This window comes from Dactylosporangium siamense (assembly GCF_016862795.1).
Lineage (GTDB): Bacteria > Actinomycetota > Actinomycetes > Mycobacteriales > Micromonosporaceae > Dactylosporangium > Dactylosporangium siamense.
Genome location: NZ_BONQ01000126.1, coordinates 22,771 through 42,743 on the forward strand (window position 1 = coordinate 22,771; position 19,973 = coordinate 42,743).

Annotated in this window: 16 protein-coding genes and 1 pseudogene; 4 read left to right on the plus strand and 13 right to left on the minus strand. The window is 70.6% G+C overall.

Annotated elements, in window-relative coordinates:
* Positions 1-35 precede the first annotated feature (35 nt).
* The 5 genes and pseudogenes from Dsi01nite_RS39775 to Dsi01nite_RS39795 form a co-directional block, all read right to left on the minus strand.
* Positions 36-1,265 (minus strand): annotated as a pseudogene (locus Dsi01nite_RS39775) (OmpL47-type beta-barrel domain-containing protein); the annotation flags it as partial.
* Positions 1,262-5,188 (minus strand): ThuA domain-containing protein, encoded by a 3,927-nt coding sequence (locus Dsi01nite_RS39780; RefSeq protein WP_203851566.1) that lies wholly within the window; start codon positions 5,186-5,188, stop codon positions 1,262-1,264. The gene Dsi01nite_RS39780 and the pseudogene Dsi01nite_RS39775, both read right to left, overlap by 4 nt.
* Positions 5,189-5,211: 23 nt before the next feature.
* Positions 5,212-6,210, minus strand: coding sequence for a multicopper oxidase domain-containing protein (locus tag Dsi01nite_RS39785; protein ID WP_203851567.1), 999 nt, complete (start codon positions 6,208-6,210; stop codon positions 5,212-5,214).
* Between the two features lie 164 nt (positions 6,211-6,374).
* Positions 6,375-6,647, minus strand: coding sequence for a hypothetical protein (locus tag Dsi01nite_RS39790; protein ID WP_203851568.1), 273 nt, complete (start codon positions 6,645-6,647; stop codon positions 6,375-6,377).
* 423 nt (positions 6,648-7,070) lie between these two features.
* On the minus strand, positions 7,071-7,823 hold the full coding sequence (locus Dsi01nite_RS39795; protein WP_203851569.1) for a GtrA family protein: 753 nt from the start codon (positions 7,821-7,823) through the stop codon (positions 7,071-7,073).
* 194 nt (positions 7,824-8,017) lie between these two features.
* Here Dsi01nite_RS39795 and Dsi01nite_RS39800 point away from each other — a divergent pair, with 194 nt between their 5' ends.
* Both Dsi01nite_RS39800 and Dsi01nite_RS39805 read left to right on the plus strand, forming a co-directional pair.
* Positions 8,018-8,446 carry a pyridoxamine 5'-phosphate oxidase family protein gene (locus Dsi01nite_RS39800; protein WP_203851570.1) on the plus strand — a complete coding sequence of 143 codons (429 nt, stop codon included), beginning with the start codon at positions 8,018-8,020 and terminating at the stop codon, positions 8,444-8,446.
* Positions 8,447-9,064, plus strand: a complete 618-nt coding sequence (locus Dsi01nite_RS39805; RefSeq protein ID WP_239136513.1) for a hypothetical protein — start codon at positions 8,447-8,449, stop codon at positions 9,062-9,064. It begins immediately after the preceding gene.
* Between the two features lie 135 nt (positions 9,065-9,199).
* Here the strand turns inward: Dsi01nite_RS39805 and Dsi01nite_RS39810 are convergent, their stop codons facing one another.
* The 4 genes from Dsi01nite_RS39810 to Dsi01nite_RS57755 form a co-directional block, all read right to left on the minus strand.
* Complete coding sequence (locus tag Dsi01nite_RS39810) at positions 9,200-9,457, minus strand: hypothetical protein (protein WP_203851571.1); 258 nt, start codon at positions 9,455-9,457, stop codon at positions 9,200-9,202.
* 378 nt (positions 9,458-9,835) lie between these two features.
* Entirely contained in the window at positions 9,836-9,964 is a 129-nt protein-coding gene (locus Dsi01nite_RS57750; protein ID WP_239136514.1) for a DNA polymerase III subunit chi, read from the minus strand.
* Positions 9,965-10,105: 141 nt separating this feature from the next.
* Complete coding sequence (locus Dsi01nite_RS39815) at positions 10,106-10,501, minus strand: hypothetical protein (protein WP_203851572.1); 396 nt, start codon at positions 10,499-10,501, stop codon at positions 10,106-10,108.
* Positions 10,498-10,836 (minus strand): hypothetical protein, encoded by a 339-nt coding sequence (locus tag Dsi01nite_RS57755; RefSeq protein ID WP_239136526.1) that lies wholly within the window; start codon positions 10,834-10,836, stop codon positions 10,498-10,500. The genes Dsi01nite_RS39815 and Dsi01nite_RS57755 overlap by 4 nt, the downstream gene beginning before the upstream one ends.
* Between Dsi01nite_RS57755 and Dsi01nite_RS39820 the strand changes: the two genes are divergently transcribed.
* Positions 10,729-11,538: an IS701 family transposase gene (locus tag Dsi01nite_RS39820; protein WP_425554530.1), complete on the plus strand. Its 810-nt coding sequence runs from the start codon at positions 10,729-10,731 to the stop codon at positions 11,536-11,538. The genes Dsi01nite_RS57755 and Dsi01nite_RS39820 overlap by 108 nt on opposite strands.
* Before the next feature lie 41 nt (positions 11,539-11,579).
* The gene (locus Dsi01nite_RS39825; RefSeq protein WP_203851574.1) at positions 11,580-12,512 is read left to right on the plus strand and encodes a cation diffusion facilitator family transporter; all 933 of its coding nucleotides are present in this window, start codon (positions 11,580-11,582) and stop codon (positions 12,510-12,512) included.
* A 66-nt stretch (positions 12,513-12,578) separates the two neighbouring features.
* On the opposite strand, the gene Dsi01nite_RS39830 is transcribed toward Dsi01nite_RS39825, so the two are convergent.
* From Dsi01nite_RS39830 to Dsi01nite_RS39845, 4 genes are read right to left on the minus strand one after another with little or no spacing between them, the layout of a single operon-like run.
* Positions 12,579-15,317 carry an SAV_2336 N-terminal domain-related protein gene (locus Dsi01nite_RS39830; protein ID WP_203851575.1) on the minus strand — a complete coding sequence of 913 codons (2,739 nt, stop codon included), beginning with the start codon at positions 15,315-15,317 and terminating at the stop codon, positions 12,579-12,581.
* A complete protein-coding gene (locus Dsi01nite_RS39835) occupies positions 15,314-16,291 on the minus strand; it encodes an AAA family ATPase (protein WP_203851576.1) in 978 nt (325 codons plus the stop codon). The genes Dsi01nite_RS39830 and Dsi01nite_RS39835 overlap by 4 nt, the downstream gene beginning before the upstream one ends.
* On the minus strand, positions 16,288-18,528 hold the full coding sequence (locus tag Dsi01nite_RS39840; protein WP_203851577.1) for a caspase family protein: 2,241 nt from the start codon (positions 18,526-18,528) through the stop codon (positions 16,288-16,290). The genes Dsi01nite_RS39835 and Dsi01nite_RS39840 overlap by 4 nt, the downstream gene beginning before the upstream one ends.
* A complete protein-coding gene (locus Dsi01nite_RS39845; RefSeq protein WP_203851578.1) occupies positions 18,525-19,688 on the minus strand; it encodes an esterase/lipase family protein in 1,164 nt (387 codons plus the stop codon). Before Dsi01nite_RS39845 ends, Dsi01nite_RS39840 begins: the two co-directional genes overlap by 4 nt.
* Positions 19,689-19,973: the final 285 nt, after the last annotated feature.

The following is a 19,973-nucleotide window of genomic DNA, read 5'->3' on the forward strand; positions in this document are numbered from 1 at the left end:
ACGTTGGACACTCCGGAGTCGACGCCGCCGATGACGACGGTCGGGCGGTCGTCGGAGTTCGGGCAGGCGTCGGTGCCTGGGTCGGTGACGGTGAACGCCGCGGACTGGGCCGAGGACACGTTCCCGGCCCGGTCGGTGGCGCGGTAGCTGACGCTGTGCACGCCGGGGGCACTGACGACGACCGGCGCGGTGTAGGCGGTCCATTCCCCGCCGTCGAGCCGGTACGAGATCGACGCGACACCGGACTGAGCGTCAGTGGCGGTGACCGTGACGGTCGCCGGGAAGGTCCCGGTGACCGTGGCGGTCACGGTCGGCGGGGTGGTATCCACAGGGTCCGGCAAAACTACAGTGAACATCACCATGCCCTCCGGCGAGGTGTTCCCGGCGACGTCCGTGGCCCGGTGGTGCAGCATGTGTGAGCCGGGCGTGGTGACGACGACAGGCGCCGAGTACGGCAGCCACGCGCCGCCGTCAAGCTGGTAGGCCACCGAGGCGACCCCGGAGCCCGCGTCGGTCGCGGTGACGGTGACGGTGGCCGCGGCCGTGCCGTCACCCGAAACGGTCGCGGTCACCGCTGGCGGGGTGGTATCCACGGGGCCGGGCTCGTCGACGCTGAACGCCACCGACCCGACCGCGGAGGTGTTGCCCGCGGTGTCCGTGGCCCGGTACAGCACCGTATGGTCCCCGGGTGACGTCACCCGCACCGGTGCCGTGTAGGGCGACCAGCCGGTGTCGTCCAGCTGGTACTCCACCGACGCCACCCCGGAGTCCGCGTCGGTCGCGGTGACGGTGACGGTGGCCGCGGCCGTGCCGTCACCCGAGACCGACGCGGTCACCGTCGGCGGGGTGGTGTCCCCGCCGCCGGTCCCCGTGACGACCAGCTCGCCCACCATCAGGCTGTGGCCCGGGATGGAGCAGAAGTAGCGGTACCGGCCGGGCGTCAGGACGACGTCCACCTGGTGCCGGCCGTTGTTGGCGTCGAACGGGTTGGCCAGGATGTTGACGTTGACGTCGTGGTTGTAGCCCTCCGCCGACGTGTCGAAGGTCAGCGTGTGCGGCATCCCGGTGGTGTTCCCGGTCGCCGTGCTGTTCTCGAACACGATCGTGGCCGCCCCCGCCACGGCCGTCGCGGGCGCCGTCTTGTACCGGGTGATCTCCCCGTCGGTCGTCCACGTGAGCACCTGGTCAGCAGCCGACGCCGGACTCACCAAAGCAGACAACAGCACCACGACGACACCGACGAGCGACAGCGCACGGCGGATCACAGCGACCTCACCCGCAGGTTGCGGAACTCCATGACGTCGGCGGTGCCGTGGTTCTGCAGGCCGAGGAAGCCGCTGAGGTACTGCCGCAGGTCGGTCGACGGGTCGCCGGCCCGGGAGGACTGCTTGCCCGGCGTGTTGTCGAACTCGTTGATCACCACGCCGTTGCGGCTGATCGTGTAGTGCTGCCCGACGACACGGACCTCATAGTCGTTCCACACACCCTTCGCGGTCGCGCCCGCGCCGCTCATCGGCACCGGGTCGAAGTTGTAGATGGAGCCGGTCTTCTGTGGCTCGCCGGTGTCGCCGTCGTACAGCTGGATCTCGTGGCCGCAGTAGATGGCGACCCACGCCTGCGACGTGCGCGCCGAGCCGACGGTGCCGCAGCTGCCCTCGGGGCGTTCGGCGAGCGGGATCCGCGGGTCCGGGAAGCGGGCGAAGACCCCGCTGTTGGCCCGCGTCGTCCCGGGTGCCATGTCCCGGAACTGCAGCTTGAACGAGAAGTCGCCGAACTGCCGGGCCCCGTACCAGAGCATCCCGAGGCCGCCGTCGCTGCGCAGCGTCCCGTCCGGCTGGATGACGAACTGTCCCGACGGCGCCTGGACCCAGCCGTCCAGCGAGGTGCCGTCGAAGATCGCGTCGTAGCCGGTGACGCCGGTCCTTCCGATCGGTGACGCGGCGGCGGTACGGGTGAGCGTCCCGGCCTCCCGTCCACTGAGGACACCGCTGCCGGTCAACGAGGCGGCGACCGCGTTCACATGCCGGACGAAGCCGTCGTGGTCGGGCCAGGTGCTCTCGTCGTCGATGAGGTCGTCGATCGTGCAGTGCCCGCCCGCGACGCGGTTGGCGATACCCGTGTCGGTGTCGCCGAGCCGGACGGTGGCCGAGGTGTCCGGCACGAGGCAGTCGACGTCGAGCGTGGTGCGGACTTCCACTGTGGACGATGCGCCGCCGGCGTAGGTGACGGTGAGCCGCACGGCGTAGGAGCCGGTCCGGGCATACGTGTGCCGCGGGTTCGCCTCCGTGGACGTGGCGCCGTCCCCGAAGTCCCAGCGCCAGCTCAGGCCGCCGGACCGGGAGCCGTTGAACTGGTACGTGAGCGGCTTGTTCTGCACCGCGACGGCCCGTGCGGCCGGCACCGGGGTCGCCGGGCCGCCCTGGTACGCCACCCGGATCAGCTTCTGGTTGGGGTGTAGGGAGAAGAAGCCGCCGCCGTAGTCGAGCATGTAGAGCGCGCCGTCGGCGCCGAACTTGGCGTCCATCCACGACTGCAGGCGGGTGTCGCCGCTGCCGGACGGGATGATGGCCCGCAGCGACTCGGCGAAGACCGGCGGCGCCGCGACGGCGGCTCCGGCCGGGTCGACGGTGACGGCGATGCGGTTGCTGGCGTTGGACTCGTCGCCGATGAACCACTTGCCGTCCCAGTACGCCGGCCACGCGACACCGCTGCTGGTGTCCACAGTGGACCGATGGTAGGACGGGCCGGACATCACGGCCTGCCCGCCGCCGCGCAGGTACGGCTGCGTGTAGGTGGCGTCGGCCGCGACGTACGTCGGCACCCCGCTGCCGTCGGCGCGCGCCGGGAAGACCGGGCCGCCGCCGTCGGGCGAGTACCAGATCATGTTGTTCTTCACCGGCGGCAGGTCGACGAGGCCGGTGTTGCGCGGTGAGGTGTTGCGCGGGTGGGCGCAGTCGTACCAGCCGGTGAGCACCGACGCGTCGGTGTCGCTGCGGTCGCGGTACGGCTGCCGGTTGCCCATGCAGTACGGCCAGCCGTGGTTGCCGGCCTCGGTGATGACGGTCGCGGTCTCGTACTTGGCCGGGCCGAGCGTCGGGCTCGGCGACGCCGCGTCCGGGCCGACCCACGCGGCGGTGAGCCAGTTGCGGACCGGGTCCCACTGCAGCCGGGCGATGTTGCGCACGCCCATCACGTAGATCTCGGGGCGCGTCTTGTCGGTACCCGGCGCGAACAGGTTCCCGGCCGGGATCGTGTACGTGCCGCCGGGCTCCGGGTGGATTCGCAGGATCTTGCCGTTGAGGTCGTTCGTGTTGCCCGCGGTCCGCCGCGCGTCCTGGAACGAGGTCCCCGCGTACTCGGCGGTCCAGTTGTTGCCGGAGTAGCCGCTGGAGCCCTCGGAGGAGTTGCTGTCGCCGGAGCCGACGTAAAGGTTGCCGACCTCGTCGAACGCCATCCCGCCGCCGGCGTGGCAGCAGCTGTGGATCTGCACCGGCCACTGGATGAGGTCCTTGCGGGTGGCCTGGTCGATGCTCTGGGCGGCCTGGTCATAGGTGAACCGGGAGATGGTCCGCTGGCCGATCCGCGTGTCGCGGTTGATGGAGGCGTGCGGCATCCAGTACACGTAGAGCCAGCCGTTCTGCGCGAAGCCGGGGTCGGCGACCACGCCGAGCAGGCCCTCCTCGTTCTTGACCAGCTCCGAGCCGCTGCCCCGGTTGCCCATCACGGGCAGCGTCGTGAGCAGCTTCACCGCCTTCGTGGCCGGGTCGTACCGGTGGATCGTGCCGCAGCCGAGGCCGACGTTCGGGTTGGCCCAGTCGACGACCGGCCCGCTCGGGCAGGCGGCCTTGCCGACGTAGAAGATCGACCCGTCGGGCGCGACGGTGAGGCCGTGCGCCTCGCCGATCTGGTCGAGCTGGCCGGTCTGGTTCGCCGCGGTGAGCCGCTCGACCTTGTAGTTCGCGGCGATGGTCGCCTGGCAGTCGCCGCGCTCGATGCCCGTGGTCCAGCGCAGTGCGCCGCCGAGGTGGGCGCGGAACTCCTGCTCGGCGTAGCCGGCGGCGGTGTGGCCCATGCCGGTGTAGAAGGACCGGCCGCCGTCGTAGTCGCGGCACCAGGACACCGGGTGGAACGGGCCGTTGGCGCCGGCGCCGGCGTCGTGCTTCCACTCCTCGACCTGCGCGACGGTGTGCACGGTGCCGACCGGGTTCGGGTCCCAGTTGTACCAGCGGTCGGAGCGGGTCAGCTTCAGCGGCAGCGACGCGGTCGCCGGGTGCTGCCGGTCCAGGACGTCAACGACGCCCTGCTGCACGGCCGGCGGCGCGGGCGGCTCGGCGTCCCCGGCGAACAGGCGCAGGTCGGCGAGCTGGATGAGCGGCTCGCCGCCGTTGGAGGTGATGTTCAGCCGGTACCGCGGGTACACGGTCGTATTGGTCAGGTCGAACCGGCGGGTCTGCAGGCGCTCGCCGAACGTCTGGCCGGTGCGCCGGTCCAGGTCGACCCAGCTGGTGCCGTCCGCGGAGCCTTGCAGCGTCCAGTCCTTCGGGTCGCGGCCGGGGAAGTCGTTGGCGGACGTGAGCGCGTAGCCGTTCACCGCTTCCGGGGTGCTCAGCTGGTACGCCACCCAGCCCGTCGTGGCGAACGTCAACCACTTGGTGCCGGCGTTACCGTCGGCGAGCTTCTCCTTGGTCTCGTTCGGCGGGTTCTCGGCGCTGGCGGTGACGGCGGCGACGGGCAGCGCGTTGGGGATCGCGCCGACGGGCCGGGTGCCGATGAGGCCGGTGAACCACGACGACTCCGGCTGCGCCTTGGCCGCGTCACCGACGCCGAGGAAGCCGTTGCCGGCCTTCACGTACGCCTGCAGCGCGGCCTCCTGGTCGCGGGTGAGCACGACGCCGGCGGCGGAGAGGAAGACGATGCCGCGGTACTTGGCGAGGTTGGCGGTGGTGAAGTCGGCGGGGTTCTGCGACTCGGTGACGGCCAGGCCGCTGGCCTCCGCGACTTCGGTGATCTCCTGGGCGGCGCTGGCGACGGGGTCCTGCTGCTCGGCGGCGGGCCCGTGGAACAGCAGCACCTGCGGCTGCGCCGCTGCTGCTTGCGGGGCGGCGGCGGCCGCCACTGGATTCGCGATCTGTATCAAGGTCAGGGCGACGGCGGCGGCGAACGGGCGCCGCCAGGTGGTGAACCTCATGAGGCTCCTTCGTCGATGGGTGTTCAGCCGCCGTGGACGTGCGCGGCGGGGTTGTGCACGTGGCCGTGGAAGCGGTCGATGGCCTCCTGGGCGCCGGCCGGCATGGAACCGTCGGCGTTGCGGACCAGGAACAGGCCGGCCATCCCGGTGTCGGAGTGTGACTGGACGTGGCAGTGGTACATCCAGGCGCCCGGGCCGACGCCCTCGCCGGCGAGCACCTGGAACCCGAACGAGCTGCCAGGGTTGAGGTCCTTGTTGTCGATGACCAGGCTCGGGTCGGAGGGCCCCTCGAGCATCCCGGTGCGGTTGTCCGCCCACCGGTGGGCGTGCAGGTGGAACGTGTGGAAGAGGCTGCCGTGGCCGATCGCGGTCCACTCGACCCGCTGGCCCAGGTTCGCTTCGAACATCGGCGTGTCCGGGGCGACCTTGTTGTTGATCTGCATGTCGTTGAACACGACGGTGAACTGCTTGTCCGGCAGGATGTCGCCGCGGCGGCGGACGGTCAGCGCGCCGTACAGCCCGCGGGCGACGCCGCCGGTGCCGTGGTCGGTGCCCATCGCGTGGTCGTGGTAGTGCCAGTAGCCGGCGCTGCCGGGCATGAACCGGCGCCCGGCGGCCGCGGTCATCTCGTGCGAGCGCCACACATAGGTCCTGGTCTCGCCGGGGTTGTTGAACGAGTTGTGCAGCGGGCTGCCGTCGGAGTCGGTGCTGTAGTCGACGCCGTGCGGGTGGATCGACAGCCGCTGGGTGGTGGTGTTGACGAGGGTGACCTCCAGGGTGTCACCCTCGTACATCTCCAGCGTGGGTCCCGGGACGGTGGCCTGCCCGGGGGCCAGGCCGTAGCCCACCAGGTTGCCGGGCAGCGCCTCGGCGTAGATCGTCACGCGGCGGGTGGCGCCCGCGAACTGCTGCTTCGCCGAGCGGGCGGACCCGGGCACGAGCGCGGTGCCGATCCCCGCCGCCGACACGGCTAAGGCGCCGCCCACCAGCATCGACCGGCGCGACGTGAGCCGACGGAACATCCATCCCCCTCCCGGTGGACCGCGAGGGCAGGGTGGGTCACCGCTCCCCGTCACAGCCGATGTTGACATCGACTTTTGTCGATCTAACGCCAACTTATGCACGGGTTGAGCAAAAGTAAAGACTTGCATCTACAAAGATGGCACTCTATGGACAGAAGTTCACCCTACCCCCCGAACCGGACATCCAGATATGTAAACTTTTGCCCCAGCTCCGGTGCCGGCACGGCCAGACCGAGCCCTCGATGCCAGCCACCCGGCACCTCACGCCACCCGAACGGCGTGTCGACCACCGGGATGACGACCGCCTGGTTGGCGCACACGCCGTCGCAGTAGTGCGGGCTGGAGACGGACCGGAACGCCGCACGGGACAGGACGGGTCCCTCCTGCGAGGTGCCGCGCGCCGTCCGCTCCGCTTCGGTGATCGGCTCGTCGCTCACGTAGGCGGAGCAGGACCCCCAGAGACCGAACAGCGGCGGCCACCCGATCCCGTCGCCACAGCTGCTACCTGCGGGCCCTCCGAGCTCGCAGCAAAGCAACCGTCCACGCCGCTCGTTCCAAGCGGCTGCCGATCCAGCGCAGCACGCGGTCGACCCTTCCGCGCTGCGGCAGCGGTGCACCCAGCAGCGCGAGAACCGCTCGAGTGGGTTGGCCGGCGTCGTCGTCTACGGTCTGGGACAGGGTGCGGTGTCCTCCAGGACCCGGTCCGGACGGGTCCTCGACCGGCACCGTGCAGCCCCGGCGCCCGAACACCGTCCAGGACCCGCGCTCATCGGTTGTGTCCTGAAGCCGGGCAACCCAGTCCGCCGTGACGCTCCGTAGCGCGCAGATCTCGGCCAGAAGCGTGCGTCGCTGCAAAACTGTCACACTTTGCGGCCGGGTGCTGCGCAGTGTGTTGTACCGACTCGATGCGATCGAGGGACCGGAATCATCGAGGCCGATGCCGAGGGCGCCGCTGCGCGCGAAAAGACGCACAGGCGGAGCATCAGAAACCGCCCGGCTCCGGCGAGTCCGGAGGCGCTAAGGTAAACAGCTTGCTCCCAGCGCATACCGGCGGATGGCTGCACCGCCTGCAGGACCAGGATGGCAGCTGAGGTGATCATGTAGGCGGCCGCGGCCGAGCCGGCGGATTGCAGGTGCTGACGCCATTGCGCGCACCGACGAGCGCCAAAGGTGAACCGCGCGTGGAGTTCTGTGCCCAGCAGGGTGGACACGACGGTGATCAACGCGTTCGCGGTCACCCATGGCATGAGCGTGGCCGTCAGCGGCACCGCAGCACTCGAAGCGAGTCCGATACCACCGCCGACCAGAACGAACCTGGCGAACGAGCTCCGGCCCGCCGGTCGAGTCCGTGACGCGCTGGCCGGCTTCGTCGACAGTAGCGACGCGACCGGCTCGCCTTCGCCCTTCACACCAGAACGGCGGCGAGCGGGCTTCAGCATCGGCGGTACGGTCGAGCCGGAGCAACGTGTTGGATCGGCCTGCCCGCGCCGCCGTGGCAGGTAACCCGCGCCGGCACCGGTCAGCCCCACCGCGCCGGCCGTCTGCTCGCCCATCACAGTTTTCCTCGCGGCGACGGCGGAGGTCGGCGCGGGAGTGTCGAACGTCTGCATCATGCTCTCCATCGAGCGTCGCCATCCGGTCCCGGCGGCCCGTACGTCCGCCGGCAAACTGACCATGGCTGTCGCCGCTGACACCGCCTCATCAGCGCGCTGACACGCACGCGCGGCCCGTGTCAGCGCGATGGCAGCAGCGTGGGCGGCGCTTGATCGGCAGAGTTTTGTCAGACCCTGGGGGTAGCCTCCGGGCCATGACGTTGTCGAGAGAAGAACGCGAAGCGTTTCTTGCCGAACCGCACGTCGGCGCCCTGTCGGTAGTCGAACGGCCTGATCGGGCGCCGCTTACTGTTCCCATCTGGTACCAGTACGAGCCAGGTGGTGAGCTATGGATTGCCACAGGACCGGATGCACGCAAGACGCAGGCGATCCGCGCGGCAGGTCACTTCGGCCTGATGGTAGAACGCAGTGCACCAACGGCCAGGTACGTGTCGGTGCGAGGACCAGTAGTGCGCATTGAGCCGGGTTCGCCCGAACGGTCGCGGGAACTGGCGCGGCGCTACATTCCAGCCGCGAGGGTGGAAGAATACTTGGAGTTCGAGCGGACGCATATCGGCACACAAGTAATTGTCCACATGCGTCCCGAGCATTGGCTTTCTTCGGATCTTGGACCGGAATGGTGAATGACGTTACGTACTCATCTCGGCGAGACCGGGACGGCGGCGTCGGCGTCATCGGCCGCCCCGACCGGCATTCCGAAGAGGTCGTCGCACCGCCATCTGGGCCGCACCGTCGTCGAAGGGCAAGACATGCGCCTGGTTCATCTCGGACATGTCTTCATCAATTTCAAGAACAACACCTTCCAGTGGGTGGGCATCCAACGGTTCCGGCTGCCCGGGCCGACGGTAAACGACACGTCGGTCCTGGCAATGTTGATCAGCCACGAGCTGTACGGCGACGACCATGCCGGAGGGACGCCTGGCGACAACCCGGAGCGGCACGGCCCGTACTGGCGAGACCGGATCACACCCGGCTGCTTCGACCTCACTGACGCCGGTGGCGAGGAGCGCTTGCTGCGCGCGTGGGCCGAACAACACGCCCCGTTACCCGAACACCTGCACGCGGATCTTGGCCGCGACCTCTACCAGCCGCTCCGAGCCGCCAAGCGGGTGTACCGGCTCCGGGACCTCGGCCCGGCCGCCTACCACGATTGGGGCGGCGTCCAGACCGAGTTCCACGAACTTGCGCTCATCGACCACACTGACGAAACGCTCACCGTGGTCGTGGCCGCTGATGACTGAGCCTCGGTGCCCGACGAACCGAGCGTGACGACAGCCAGCGACCTGCCGCGCCCGCTTCGCGGCAAGTGAGTACGCCAAGATCACTGGGCATGAGATCGGCAGCTACGCATAAGAGGCGATGTAGGTCTTAAACGCCTACGAAGCGTACGCAGCGTAAAGGCTGTCGGGCACGACAACCGGCGACTCGATGCCGACGAGTTTGACCAACCACGCGCCCACTGGAACCCGGACTTCCCGCCCACTGCCGCTGACGCTCCACGCGTCATTGTTCAGCGCGGTGGTCGTAACCCCGGTGATTCCTGCATAGGTAGCAAGGAGAGTCTTCGCTGCATCGGTCGGCAGCTTAGATCCAAGCTTCTCTGCGAACTCGATCGGTGCCGTGAAAGTCGCCATGTCGCCCCCGCCTCCTCTATGGGTCTTGAGGCGACAACGAGCGAGGGCACGCCAAGGCCACGGAGCAACTTGCCCGAACGGTGCGCCGTCCTTGCCGCTTTGCCACTTCTCCAAGGCGCTCGCACGGCGCCTTGATATCGGCCACAACCGCCCGTGCCTCAGCCCCCTCGGCGTAGCGCGCTGTCCGAGCACGCCCAGTCACACCTCGGACCAGCGAGGCACCCTATCGCGAGAAATGGGCTGCTCACTGTAGATCAGCCCGTCGCGTTGAGGGCGTTGACCAGGTCCACCGCCAGACTTCCTACATCCGGCGTGCGACCAAGATCGGAGGCCGCGCATCGACCCCGACTGGAAGTCTAGTACGACGGCCCAGGTTCGTTATGTAGATGTTGGTTGATGGATGGCGTGGCCGCGTCGGCGGTAGTGGCTGGTGCGGGCGCGGGCGGCCGTCAGCATGCCCTCCGACACGCCGACCAGCCCCAGCGCCACCAGCCCATCGTCAGACATCTACATGACGAACCTGGGCTGGGGTACTAATCCGGCCGGCGGATCCGTCTTCGTCATCACGCTCGACGCTGCAACCCGGGATCGGCCCTCGACCTTCGGGTCGGGGGCCGCCCGCCCTTGACGGACGGCCACCGAGTCAACTCAGGAAGGGTTCAATGCCGACAGCTCCCCGACGGGTGCCACCAGGTGACCCTCCCCGAAATAGCACCACCATGCCGGTGACGAGCCGGCCGGGCAGAGCATGTGCAGTCCACGGTTGTGCACTGCACAGTCCGGCCATGCGATGTTCAGCACCTCGGCGAACAGGTCTTGGACACCTTCGGCAACTTCGGCCAGCGCATCCTCCTCCGTTTCCCCTTCGAGAGCGCCCTGCCCGCCGTAGAACCTGCCGTCTTCCAGGATCACGCGATAGACGGGACGACCTCGGAAGGAACCCACGCTCCGAACGGCAAGCCTGAACGAGAGACCTGACGCAAAGACATCGCCTTGCACCAATACCAGTGCATCCTTGAGGCGCCCGAGGGCCTGCGCTGTCACCGGATCTCCTCCGCGTGCGGTCTAGCACCCCAGCCCAGGTTGGTTATGTAGATGCCTGACGATGGGCTGGTGGCGCTGGGGCTGGTCGGCGTGCCGGAGGGCATGCTGACGGCCGTCGGATGATCATCGATGACTTGACGAGACAATCGAAGACCGTGCGACGGGCCGCTGGGCACAGCGTAGCCGTCAGGCAGTGGCTGGCTGAGTTCGACACCGGGTTCGCCGCGATCGCGGGCCGGTTCGGTCGGGTGGAGCCGCGCCGGCAAGCGCGCATGTTCCTGCTCGGTTTGTTGTCCGATGTGGACACCCGGTCGTGCTGGCAGTTGGCGGAACACGCCGGAGACGGTTCGCCACATGCGATGCAGCGGCTGCTGGGTGAAATGGTCTGGGACGCCGACCGAGTCCGCGATGACGTGCGCGGCTACGCCGTCGCCGCGCTCGGCGACCCGGGCGGGGTGCTGATCCTGGACGACAACGGTGACCTGAAGAAGGGCCGGCACACCCTGGCGACCCAGCGCCAGTACACCGGCACCGCCGGGCGGATCGAGAACGCTCAGGTGGCGGTCTATCTGGCCTACGCCGCCCCGCGCGGGTCCACGCTGATCGACCCGGACGTCTACCTACCAAAAGCCTGGACCGACGATGACGCCCGATGCGCGGCGGCGGGTGTGCCCGAGCAGGTGCGGTTCGCGACGAAGATCACCCTGGGCCGGCGGATGCTCGCCCGGGCCCTCGACGCGGGCGTGCCAGCGGCGTGGTGCACCGCGGACGAGTTCTACGACGGCGATCAACACCTGCGCCGCGACCGGCAGGCCCGCGCGGTCACCGGCGTGCTGCGGCGGGCGCCGTGGCTGCTCGCCGTCGCCGCCGTCGCGCTCTACGCCCGGATCGTCGCCGACCAGCTGCAGTCGCGGCCGCCGGCCGGTAGGACATATCGAAACCATCGCAGACACCGTCACCACCGCCGTACGGTGGCAGGCCGGACGGCCTGGTTGTCGCGTTGCCGATTGCCGGCGACCTGCGACACTGTCGGTTGACCTTGGCGGAAGGCCGGGCGGGTACGGAGGAGTTCAGCGCGATGGCAGCGGACGGCGGCAGTACCAAGGCGGTGGTGACCGCGCTGGCGGCGAACCTCGGGATCGCGATCAGCAAGGGTGTCGCGGCGTTCATCACCGGCTCGTCGTCGATGCTCGCCGAGGCGGTGCACTCCCTCGCCGACACCACCAACCAGGCGCTGCTGCTGGTCGGCGGCCGCCGCTCCCGGCGGGAGGCCGACGAGGCACACCCGTTCGGCTACGCCCGGGAACGCTACATCTACGCGTTCATCGTCTCCATCGTGCTGTTCACCCTCGGCGGGCTGTTCGCCCTGTACGAGGGGTACGAGAAGATCGTCCACCCGCACGAGCTGACCTCACCGCTGGTCGCGGTGGTCGTGCTGGTGATCGCGATCGGACTGGAGAGCTACGCGCTGTACACGGCGGCGAAGTCAGCGAACGCGGTCCGCGGGTCGAAGACGTGGTGGCAGTTCATCCGGCACGCCAAGGCCCCCGAGCTGCCGACGATCCTGCTCGAGGACGCCGGTGCCGTCACCGGCCTCGTTGTCGCACTGTTCGGGGTGGGGCTGACCGTGCTGACCGGCAACCCGGTCTTCGACGGCATCGGCACGTTCATCATCGGTGCGCTGCTCGTAGTGATCGCCGTGGTCCTCGCGATGGAGACCAAGAGCCTCCTCGTCGGAGAGTCCGCCTCCAAGGCCAACATCCGGAAGATCCGCGAGGCGCTGGTCGCCGAACCGTTCTTCGACCGCGTGATCAACATGCGGACCATGCATCTGGGTCCGGACGAGCTCCTTGTCGCGGTGAAGGTCGCCATCCCGTCGGGGAAGCTCTCGGAGGAGGTCAGCGACGCCATCAACAGCGCCGAGGCCCGCATCCGCGCTGTCCTGCCGATCGCCACCCTGATCTTCGTCGAACCAGACATCTACCAGCCGGCCGCCGACGCATCCGTATAAGCCACCGCGTTCTCCATGGTTTTGGCTGCGCGTTCCGAGCTCATGTCGCCCACGAGCAGACCCGCTTCACTGCGCCGCGACCACAATCGCGAGGCGTTCGGTTGCCGGGGATTCCGCGGCGAAGAACCGGACGGCTTCGACGAGTTCGCTTATCCCACCCTGGAATCGGGAGCAGGTGCGGACGATGCTGATGGCGTCGGCGCGGAGGGTGTCGTGACGGCGGATCACGGCGCGGATGGGGCCACGCAGCAGCGACAGCATCTCCTCGCGGACGGCCGGGTAGCGAAACTCCGGGATGTCCAGCAGGGCGTCGACGATCGTGGCGATCACCGGCAGTGGCAAGTTCGCGGCTACGGATTCACCGGGTGGTGCGGCTGGGTATCGCGCGTCGCGCAGCAATTGACCCTCGTCGCCGATATCGTTGCGGTACCACATATAGGTGGGCGTCTGCCCGGTCGGGCCGGTCGCGCGCAGCTCGGTGAAGCGCACGTGTACGGCGTCGAAGAGCAGCGCAGGCTCGGCGAGCAGTTGTTCGTCGGCCTCGAGTAGTCGCAACAGCTCCCGGCCGAACCGGCCTGTCCGTGGATCGCCCGTTCCCGGGCCGCGGCGGGCGGCGAGCAGGGCGTACTGGTGCAGCCCGGTAGCCGGCTCACCGATCGGGAACGTCTCATGGCCGCGCACGTCGACGCGGCCGTCGTCGTTGGGCATCTGGAGGACGTCGAACAGCCACAGCTGCCGGCTCAAGCCATCGGCGATACCGGAGGCGTACGCCGCCAGCAGCGAAGCGAAATCAAGGTCGATGGTATCGGCGTCCGTGTCGGCGTCGGCCTCCGAATCGGCGTCGGCGTCGGCGTCGATGATGTCCGCGTAGGTCAGGCGCCAGCGCCCGTCTGCGTCGAGGAAGCCGCGTCCGCCCCACACTACGTAGAGGTCCGTCGCGCCGACCGCGGGCAGTTCCCGCATGAACACTTCCCGCACGGTGGTGCGGTCCGCGAGCCGGCTGCGCACCCCGTCCGGGACTGTACCGGCCGGGACGAGTGGCGTCGTCAGCACTTGGATGCGGTCGGCGGGTACACCTCGGTCGAGGAAGAACTGAGCGAACCTCAGAGCGTCGAATCCGGGTCCGGCCAGCGTCCACCCCTCCCCGGCCTGGTGCTCGCCCGACCCGACGATCACCACGAGGGCTTCGGCGCCGACATGCATACGGACCGTAGGCGGGACATCGTGTTCAACGATGCCATCCACCGGCCGCAGCGCGAGCGCTTCGGCGGCCGGGATGGCCGGGGGCGGTGCGGTGCCGAGGCCCAGGCGTTGCAGGAGCGGCGCGCCGATCACGGCGAACGGGCGCAGGCGTGGGTCGGCGTCCGCGTCGCCGCGGGTGTCGCCGCCCAGCAGCGCCGTGAACGACACGTCGCGGCCCAGGGAAGACTCCAGGTACCGGGCGACGGCGCGGAACGTGTCGAGCGTGCGGTCGCCGGTCAGCGACTGTTGCAGCAGCTCGCGGACGCCGGGCGCGAACTCGTACTCGACGGCGTCGGGTGGGATCCGGGCGCCGGGCGGGGTGAGTCGCTCGATGAGCCCGCCGGCGAACACCTCGGCGAGGTGGGTGCGGTCCGTGCTGTGCAGGACACCGTGTTGGACAGCGCGGACGATCGGCAGGCGGATCGGCACGGCGGCGAGGCAGACCGCCAGTTCGTACGCCTCGGTCGACACCGTGGCCCGGAACTGATGCAGCCTGGCCGGTGCCGTCAGGCCTTGCGGTTCCGGCGCGGTGCCGGGGTCGCCGCGCCACGGGCCGTCCGTGATGACGCCCGGGACTGGGTGGCCCGCGGCGCCGATGACCATGTGTGCCCATCGGGCGAGGTCCGCGTCGGCGAGGGACACCACCGGCACCACGCCGGACGGCGGGTCCTGCGTCGGCCACCACCACGGCAGCTCGACGCGCAGGCCCCGGTTAGGCTGACCGGGCCGGTAGCCGGACAGGCCGACGTCGATCCGGCCGACACCGGTCGCCTCCCACAGGCGGTGGGGCAGGACCTGGGCGAGCACCACCGGTCCGCGCCGGCCCCAGTCCTGCACCGCGTCCCACACCTCGCGCCGGTACCACTGGGGGCCGACGCAGTCGCTCACCACGACGACGATCTGCCGGCCGGTGTCCTCGCCGGGGTGGTCCAGCCGGCGGCGGACACCTGCCTCGCTGTACAGGGCGACCTCGCCGTCGCGGTCGTGCATGCACCAGCGCGTGAGCCGCCGGAACGCGCCGTGGTGGGCCAGCAGCCGCGACAGCTCCCCGACGGTCGGCTGCCATACGTCCATGGTCGGCGACGCATCGACGACGAGCGTCAGATCGAACCAGCGCTCCAGGGCCGGTCGTACCGTCGGGATGAGCACGCCGGTCTCGCCGTATCGGCGGACGGTCGCGTCGACGTCGAGCTCCCGCCGCGGTGCGACCCGCCGCCGCACCTTGAGCGCGCGAAGGGCGTTGGCCAGCCCCAGTTTCCCGTGCAGCGCCGGCGGTGCCGGCAGCCGCACCTCGGTCGTGTCGGCGGGCCGCTCCGCCGGCGGGCGGTCCGGCAGCAGATAGCGCTGCGTGTCACCGCCCGGGTCGCGGCCGCCGTGTGCAGTGCCCGCAGCGGTGCCGATGCCGCCGTCGAAGCCGTCGCCGCTGCCCGGCTCGTCCGCGGGCGTACCGGCGGCGTCCGGCGCCGGCGTGGATCGCGTCGCCAGCCACAGGACGTCCGCCAGCTGCAGCGGGTCCACGGGCAGACCGGCGGCTTCGAGGGCCGGGCCGAGCCGGCCGATCACGGCAGGTCGCTCTGTAACGACCGCAGCAGCAGCTCGGTGACCCGCTCGCGGTGCGCCTCGTCGGGCCCGGCGGGGCGCACGAGCAGGAAGATGGCGTTGAGCAGCTGGTCGGTGGCGTGACTGCGGCTGCCCGCGACCCGTTCGGCGAAGTCGTCGATCAGCTGCCGGGCGTCGGCGGCGACTGCGTCGCCGAGGTGGGCGGTGACGATCCGGGTGAGCAACTCCGGGGTCGGGTCGGGCATCCGGAACTGCACGCAGCGGCGCAGGAACGGCGGCGGGAAGTCGCGTTCGCCGTTGCTGGTGAGCACGACGACCGGAAACTCGCGGCAGCGGACGTGTCCGTGCTCGATCGGGAACGTTTCGGTGCCGTCGGCCTCGCGGATCTCGACGCGCGTCTGCTCGAGGCGGGCCAGCTCGGGGATCTCGAACTCGCCGCGTTCAAAGACGTTGAGCAGGTCGCTCGGCAGGTCGATGTCGCTCTTGTCGATCTCGTCGACCAGCAGCGCGCGGGGCCGCGCCGTCGGCAGCAGCGCCGTGCCGAGGGGGCCGAGCCGCAGGTATCCGCCGATGCCGCGTTCGCCGTCGCCGAGCTGGCTGTCCTGCAGGCGGCCGAGCGCGTCGTAGCGGTACAGCGCGTCCTGCAGCGTGCTCGAGGACGTCACGTGCCAGCGCAGCACCCGGCCGAGGACGAGCTCGCGGGCGACGGAGTCGATGAGGCTCGACTTGCCGGAGCCGGTCCGTCCGGTGAGCAGCAGCGGCCGGCGCAGGCCGATCGCGGCGTTGACGGCTTCCACCAATTCGAGGGTGGTCTGGAAGTGGTCGGTGCCGTCCGTCGCGGCGGCCGGGACGGTCCGCTCGCGGAGGATCTTGCCGCCGAACCGTCGCCAGGGCGGCGGGTCCGGCAGTGGTGTGGCGGCGCTGCGGCCGTCGCCGTGGTAGACGTGCCAGTCCGCCTGGGCTGCTGGTCCGGTCATCGCTGCGCAGCCTCCCGGACCGCCAGGCCGGTCAGTCTGCCGGCGTCCGGTAGCCAGTCCTGGTTGTCCCACACCAGCCGGACCGTCGTCGCGTCGGCCGCCGTATCGCCCGCCGTGTCGCGGAGCTCCTTGAGCCGCAGCGGCACGTCGTCGAAGTCGCCGCGCTGGACCAGCGCGGCGAGGACCGACGTCACCTCGTCCCAGTCGCCGGGCTCGGCGTCCAGCCACATCAGGTACGGTGCGCCCGCGTTGACCGCGGCGACGAGCGGGTCGTTGCGCAGGTCGCCGCGGAACGGCCCGGGGGCGAACCGGAAGCCGACGCACGCCGGCCGCTCCGCCTCGACGCTGGTACTGATCCGCCGCACCCCACCGCCGCGGGGCGGCTCCAGCCACGACACCTTGGGCGCCGCGTGCGTGATCTCCTCCGCGATCGCGGTGGCACGCCTGCGCCAGTACGCGCAGGCGCGGGACGCCTCCAGCCGTTCACGGAAGTGCAGCATCACCGGGTACTCCTCTCGGATGGGAACGGACGCCGTCAACGAGTCGCTGAACGCCCAGGACTCGGGAACGTCGTCGAAGCGGGCTCGGGGCGCCAGGAAGCCGAGGGTCATGTCGGTACCGTCCGGCTGCTGCTCGTACGCCCAGTTGATCAGCCGGTTGACGGCCTGCTGGACGGCGGTCAGGCCGCCGGGGCACGCGACGGTCTCCCGCGTCCAGGCACCGTCACCGGTGCGGAGGTGACCCACGATGGCGGCGGGCCAGCCGGCCTGCGGGTCCGTGCTGCCGGAGCCCGGCGGCTGCAGGTCGATGACGAGGTGGGAGCGGCCGGACCGGTCGATCGCGGCCCGCTCGCGGTCGCGCAGCGCGTGGAGCGCCGGCACCGGCAGCTCGAACCACTCGTCCGGGACGCGCCTGCCGGTCAGCTGCTCCAGCCTGGCCACGAACCGCGGCAGCGGTGCGTCCGCGGCCGCGCCGCCGAGATCGGCGAGGTACTCCAGGACCTGGTCGAGGTCGTGGTGGCTCGGCGCGAGGCGGCGGTCGGGCACGACATCGTAATAGTGCCGCAGCTGGCCCGCGGTGACGGCGGCGAACGGCGCCAGCAGCGGCGCGACCCGGCCCTGGACTTGCCACAGGCGCCGGACCTTCGCCGCGTCGAGGCGCTGCTCCTCGGTCGTGCACAGCTCGTCGAGCGAGGCCAGGAGGGTCGTCATGCCGCCGCGGGCCAGCACAGCCGCCACGGCCTCCTGCGGGTCGTCGGCCGGTCCGAGCAGCCGGGCCTGGCGGGCCGGGTCGGCGAGCGCCGTGCATCCGGCCAGCGCGGCCGCCAGCCGCCGCAGCTGCGACGGCGTGCGCGTGGCCCCGGCGGCGGCGTGGAGCGCCGAACCGGTCACCGGGAGCCCGCCGAACTCCCGTTCGTCCGCGCTGCCCGACCAGTCGACGGTCCGGCTCAGGTACACCGGAGACAGCTGCGTCTGGCCGGAGTCCGCCAGCTGCCGCACGTGGCGGCCCACGAACGCCGACAGCGCCGGCATGTCCGGCGGCCAGCGCGCTGGCTGGCCGTCGCCGTGCAGCCAGCCGAGGAGCGTGTCGGTGAACGCGCCGGCGCGCGCCGTCCGGCGGTTCGCCGCCGCGGTGCCCTGCGCCGCCGAGTAGATGACGAACTGCCGCACGCCCGCGCGGCGGACCCCACTGACCGGGAACGTGGTCTGGGTCAGGTGGGTCCGGTAGTTGCGGCTTTCCACGAAGTTGGCGCACGCGTCGACCAGCACGATCTGCTGGTGGAAGCCGGACACCTCCCGGTCGATCAGATAGTCGAGCAGGTCCTCGACCCGGATGTTGCGCCGGTCGTTGGGCCCGGCGTCCGAGGTGAACAGGGTCCGGCGGCGCTGGTCATCCAGCACGCCGTGGCCGCTCCAGTAGACGACCAGGGTGTCCCGCGCCGCCCGCTGCTGCCGCAGCTCGTCGGTGAAGTAGGCCATGATGTCGTCGCGCCGAGCGGATGCCCGCGGGGTGACACCCAGCCCGGACGCCGCCGCCAGCGTGCCGTCGGGGTCGCCCGGCAGCACGTCGAGGAACAGTGCCACCTGCTCGGCCGGTACCCCGGCGGCCCGCAGCCAGCCCGTGACGCGCACGGCATCGCGGGCGGCGCCGGGCAGCCCCCAGGTGTCGGCCACGTCGTACCGTTCGATGCCGATGACGACGCCGTGCGTGGCCGCGGGGTCCATGCGTACCGTCACCGGACGAACGCCCCGACGGCTTCCCACACGTATCGGTTGGACCAGTAGGCGCTGTGCGACTGCGGGAAGGGTTGCACGTTGTCCACCTCCTGGTCCTCCACCCGCCCCGGGAACACCCCGGCGCCGACGTAGCTGAGGAAGTCGCGGGGGTCGTAGATGTTGAGCCAGGCCGGGAAGTGATCGGGCAGCGGGTCGGGTGCGCGCAGGCTGACCAGCGCGCCGATCTCGTACAGGAACGACGCCTGGGAGCCGACCGTCACCAGCCGGTCGACCTCCGCGATCGGCTCGGCCACCAGCAGGTCGACCGCGGCGATACCGCCCAGGCTGTGCGCCAGGATCGTCACCCGGGCGGCGCGGGTGTCGGCGACGGCCTGCCGGATCGCCGCCCGGATGTCGCCGCCGCGCGCCTGGTAGAGCAGGATGTCCCCGGCCGCGGGGGCCGCCAGGTCGCTGATCGCGCCTCGGCGGCGCTCCACCAGCCGGGTGGTCGCCCAGGCGGCCACCCCCTTGAAGGGCCGGGCGAGCCAGTCGCCGATGCCGCGGGTGTACCCGTAGAGCTCGTCGGTGAGCAGCTCCACCAGCTCGTCCCGGGTGTGCCCGTCGACGGTGGGTCCGGCCTGCTCGAACCTTGCCTGCGCGTCGGCGAGCGTGAAAGCGATCAGTGCGCGGGCGATCGCCTGGCGGTGCTCGGACATGTCGTCGTCCGCGGTGCGTACCGCCTCGTCGAACTCCGGGGCGGCGCGCAGGGCGGCGAGGGCGGCGTCGAAGCTCGCGTCGAGCTCGGCCCGGGCCAGCCGCGCCCGCAGGTCCGGCGACGCGACGAAGCCGTCGAGCTGCACGCGCAGCAGCTCGGCGGGCGGGTCGACGTCCGGTGGGAGCTCGCCAGCCGCCTTCCACGCGGACCGCAGCAGGCGCAGCTCGTACCAGGGGTCGGTGTAGAGGACCGCCCAGCGCGCGATCGTCTCCTCGTCGGCGTCGCGGCGTCCGCCACGCGAACGGTCGTACTCCGGGACCGACAGACCCGCGCTCAGCCGCGCACCGTGCTGCTCGCCCCAGAAACAGCCGCTCAGCCGGCCGAGGTGCGGCAGCTGCGCCACCCGTTCGCGAACCTCCCGCAACGACCTGCTGTACGCCTCCGCCCTGACTCCGGTGCCATGCACGAAGACCACCGCACGTTCGTTCCCGCCCTGAGCAGCCACCCGGACATTGTCGCCCGTCGAGGTGTCGCACCCGGTCACGAATTCGGTTCGTCACCCCCGGCCGACCAGATGGTGTGCCGCGGCTGCCGTCAGACGGTGAACCGCAGCCATGACGGCGGGCCGGCGGTGAGCCGGTCGACGTGCTCGGCCACGTTGAGCACGGCTGCGCCGGCGGGCAGGTCTATTTGTGCGAAGGAAATGCGCTTCGTCCGAAAGGTCCGATATGTAAAGTCGGAGGCAGCCGGA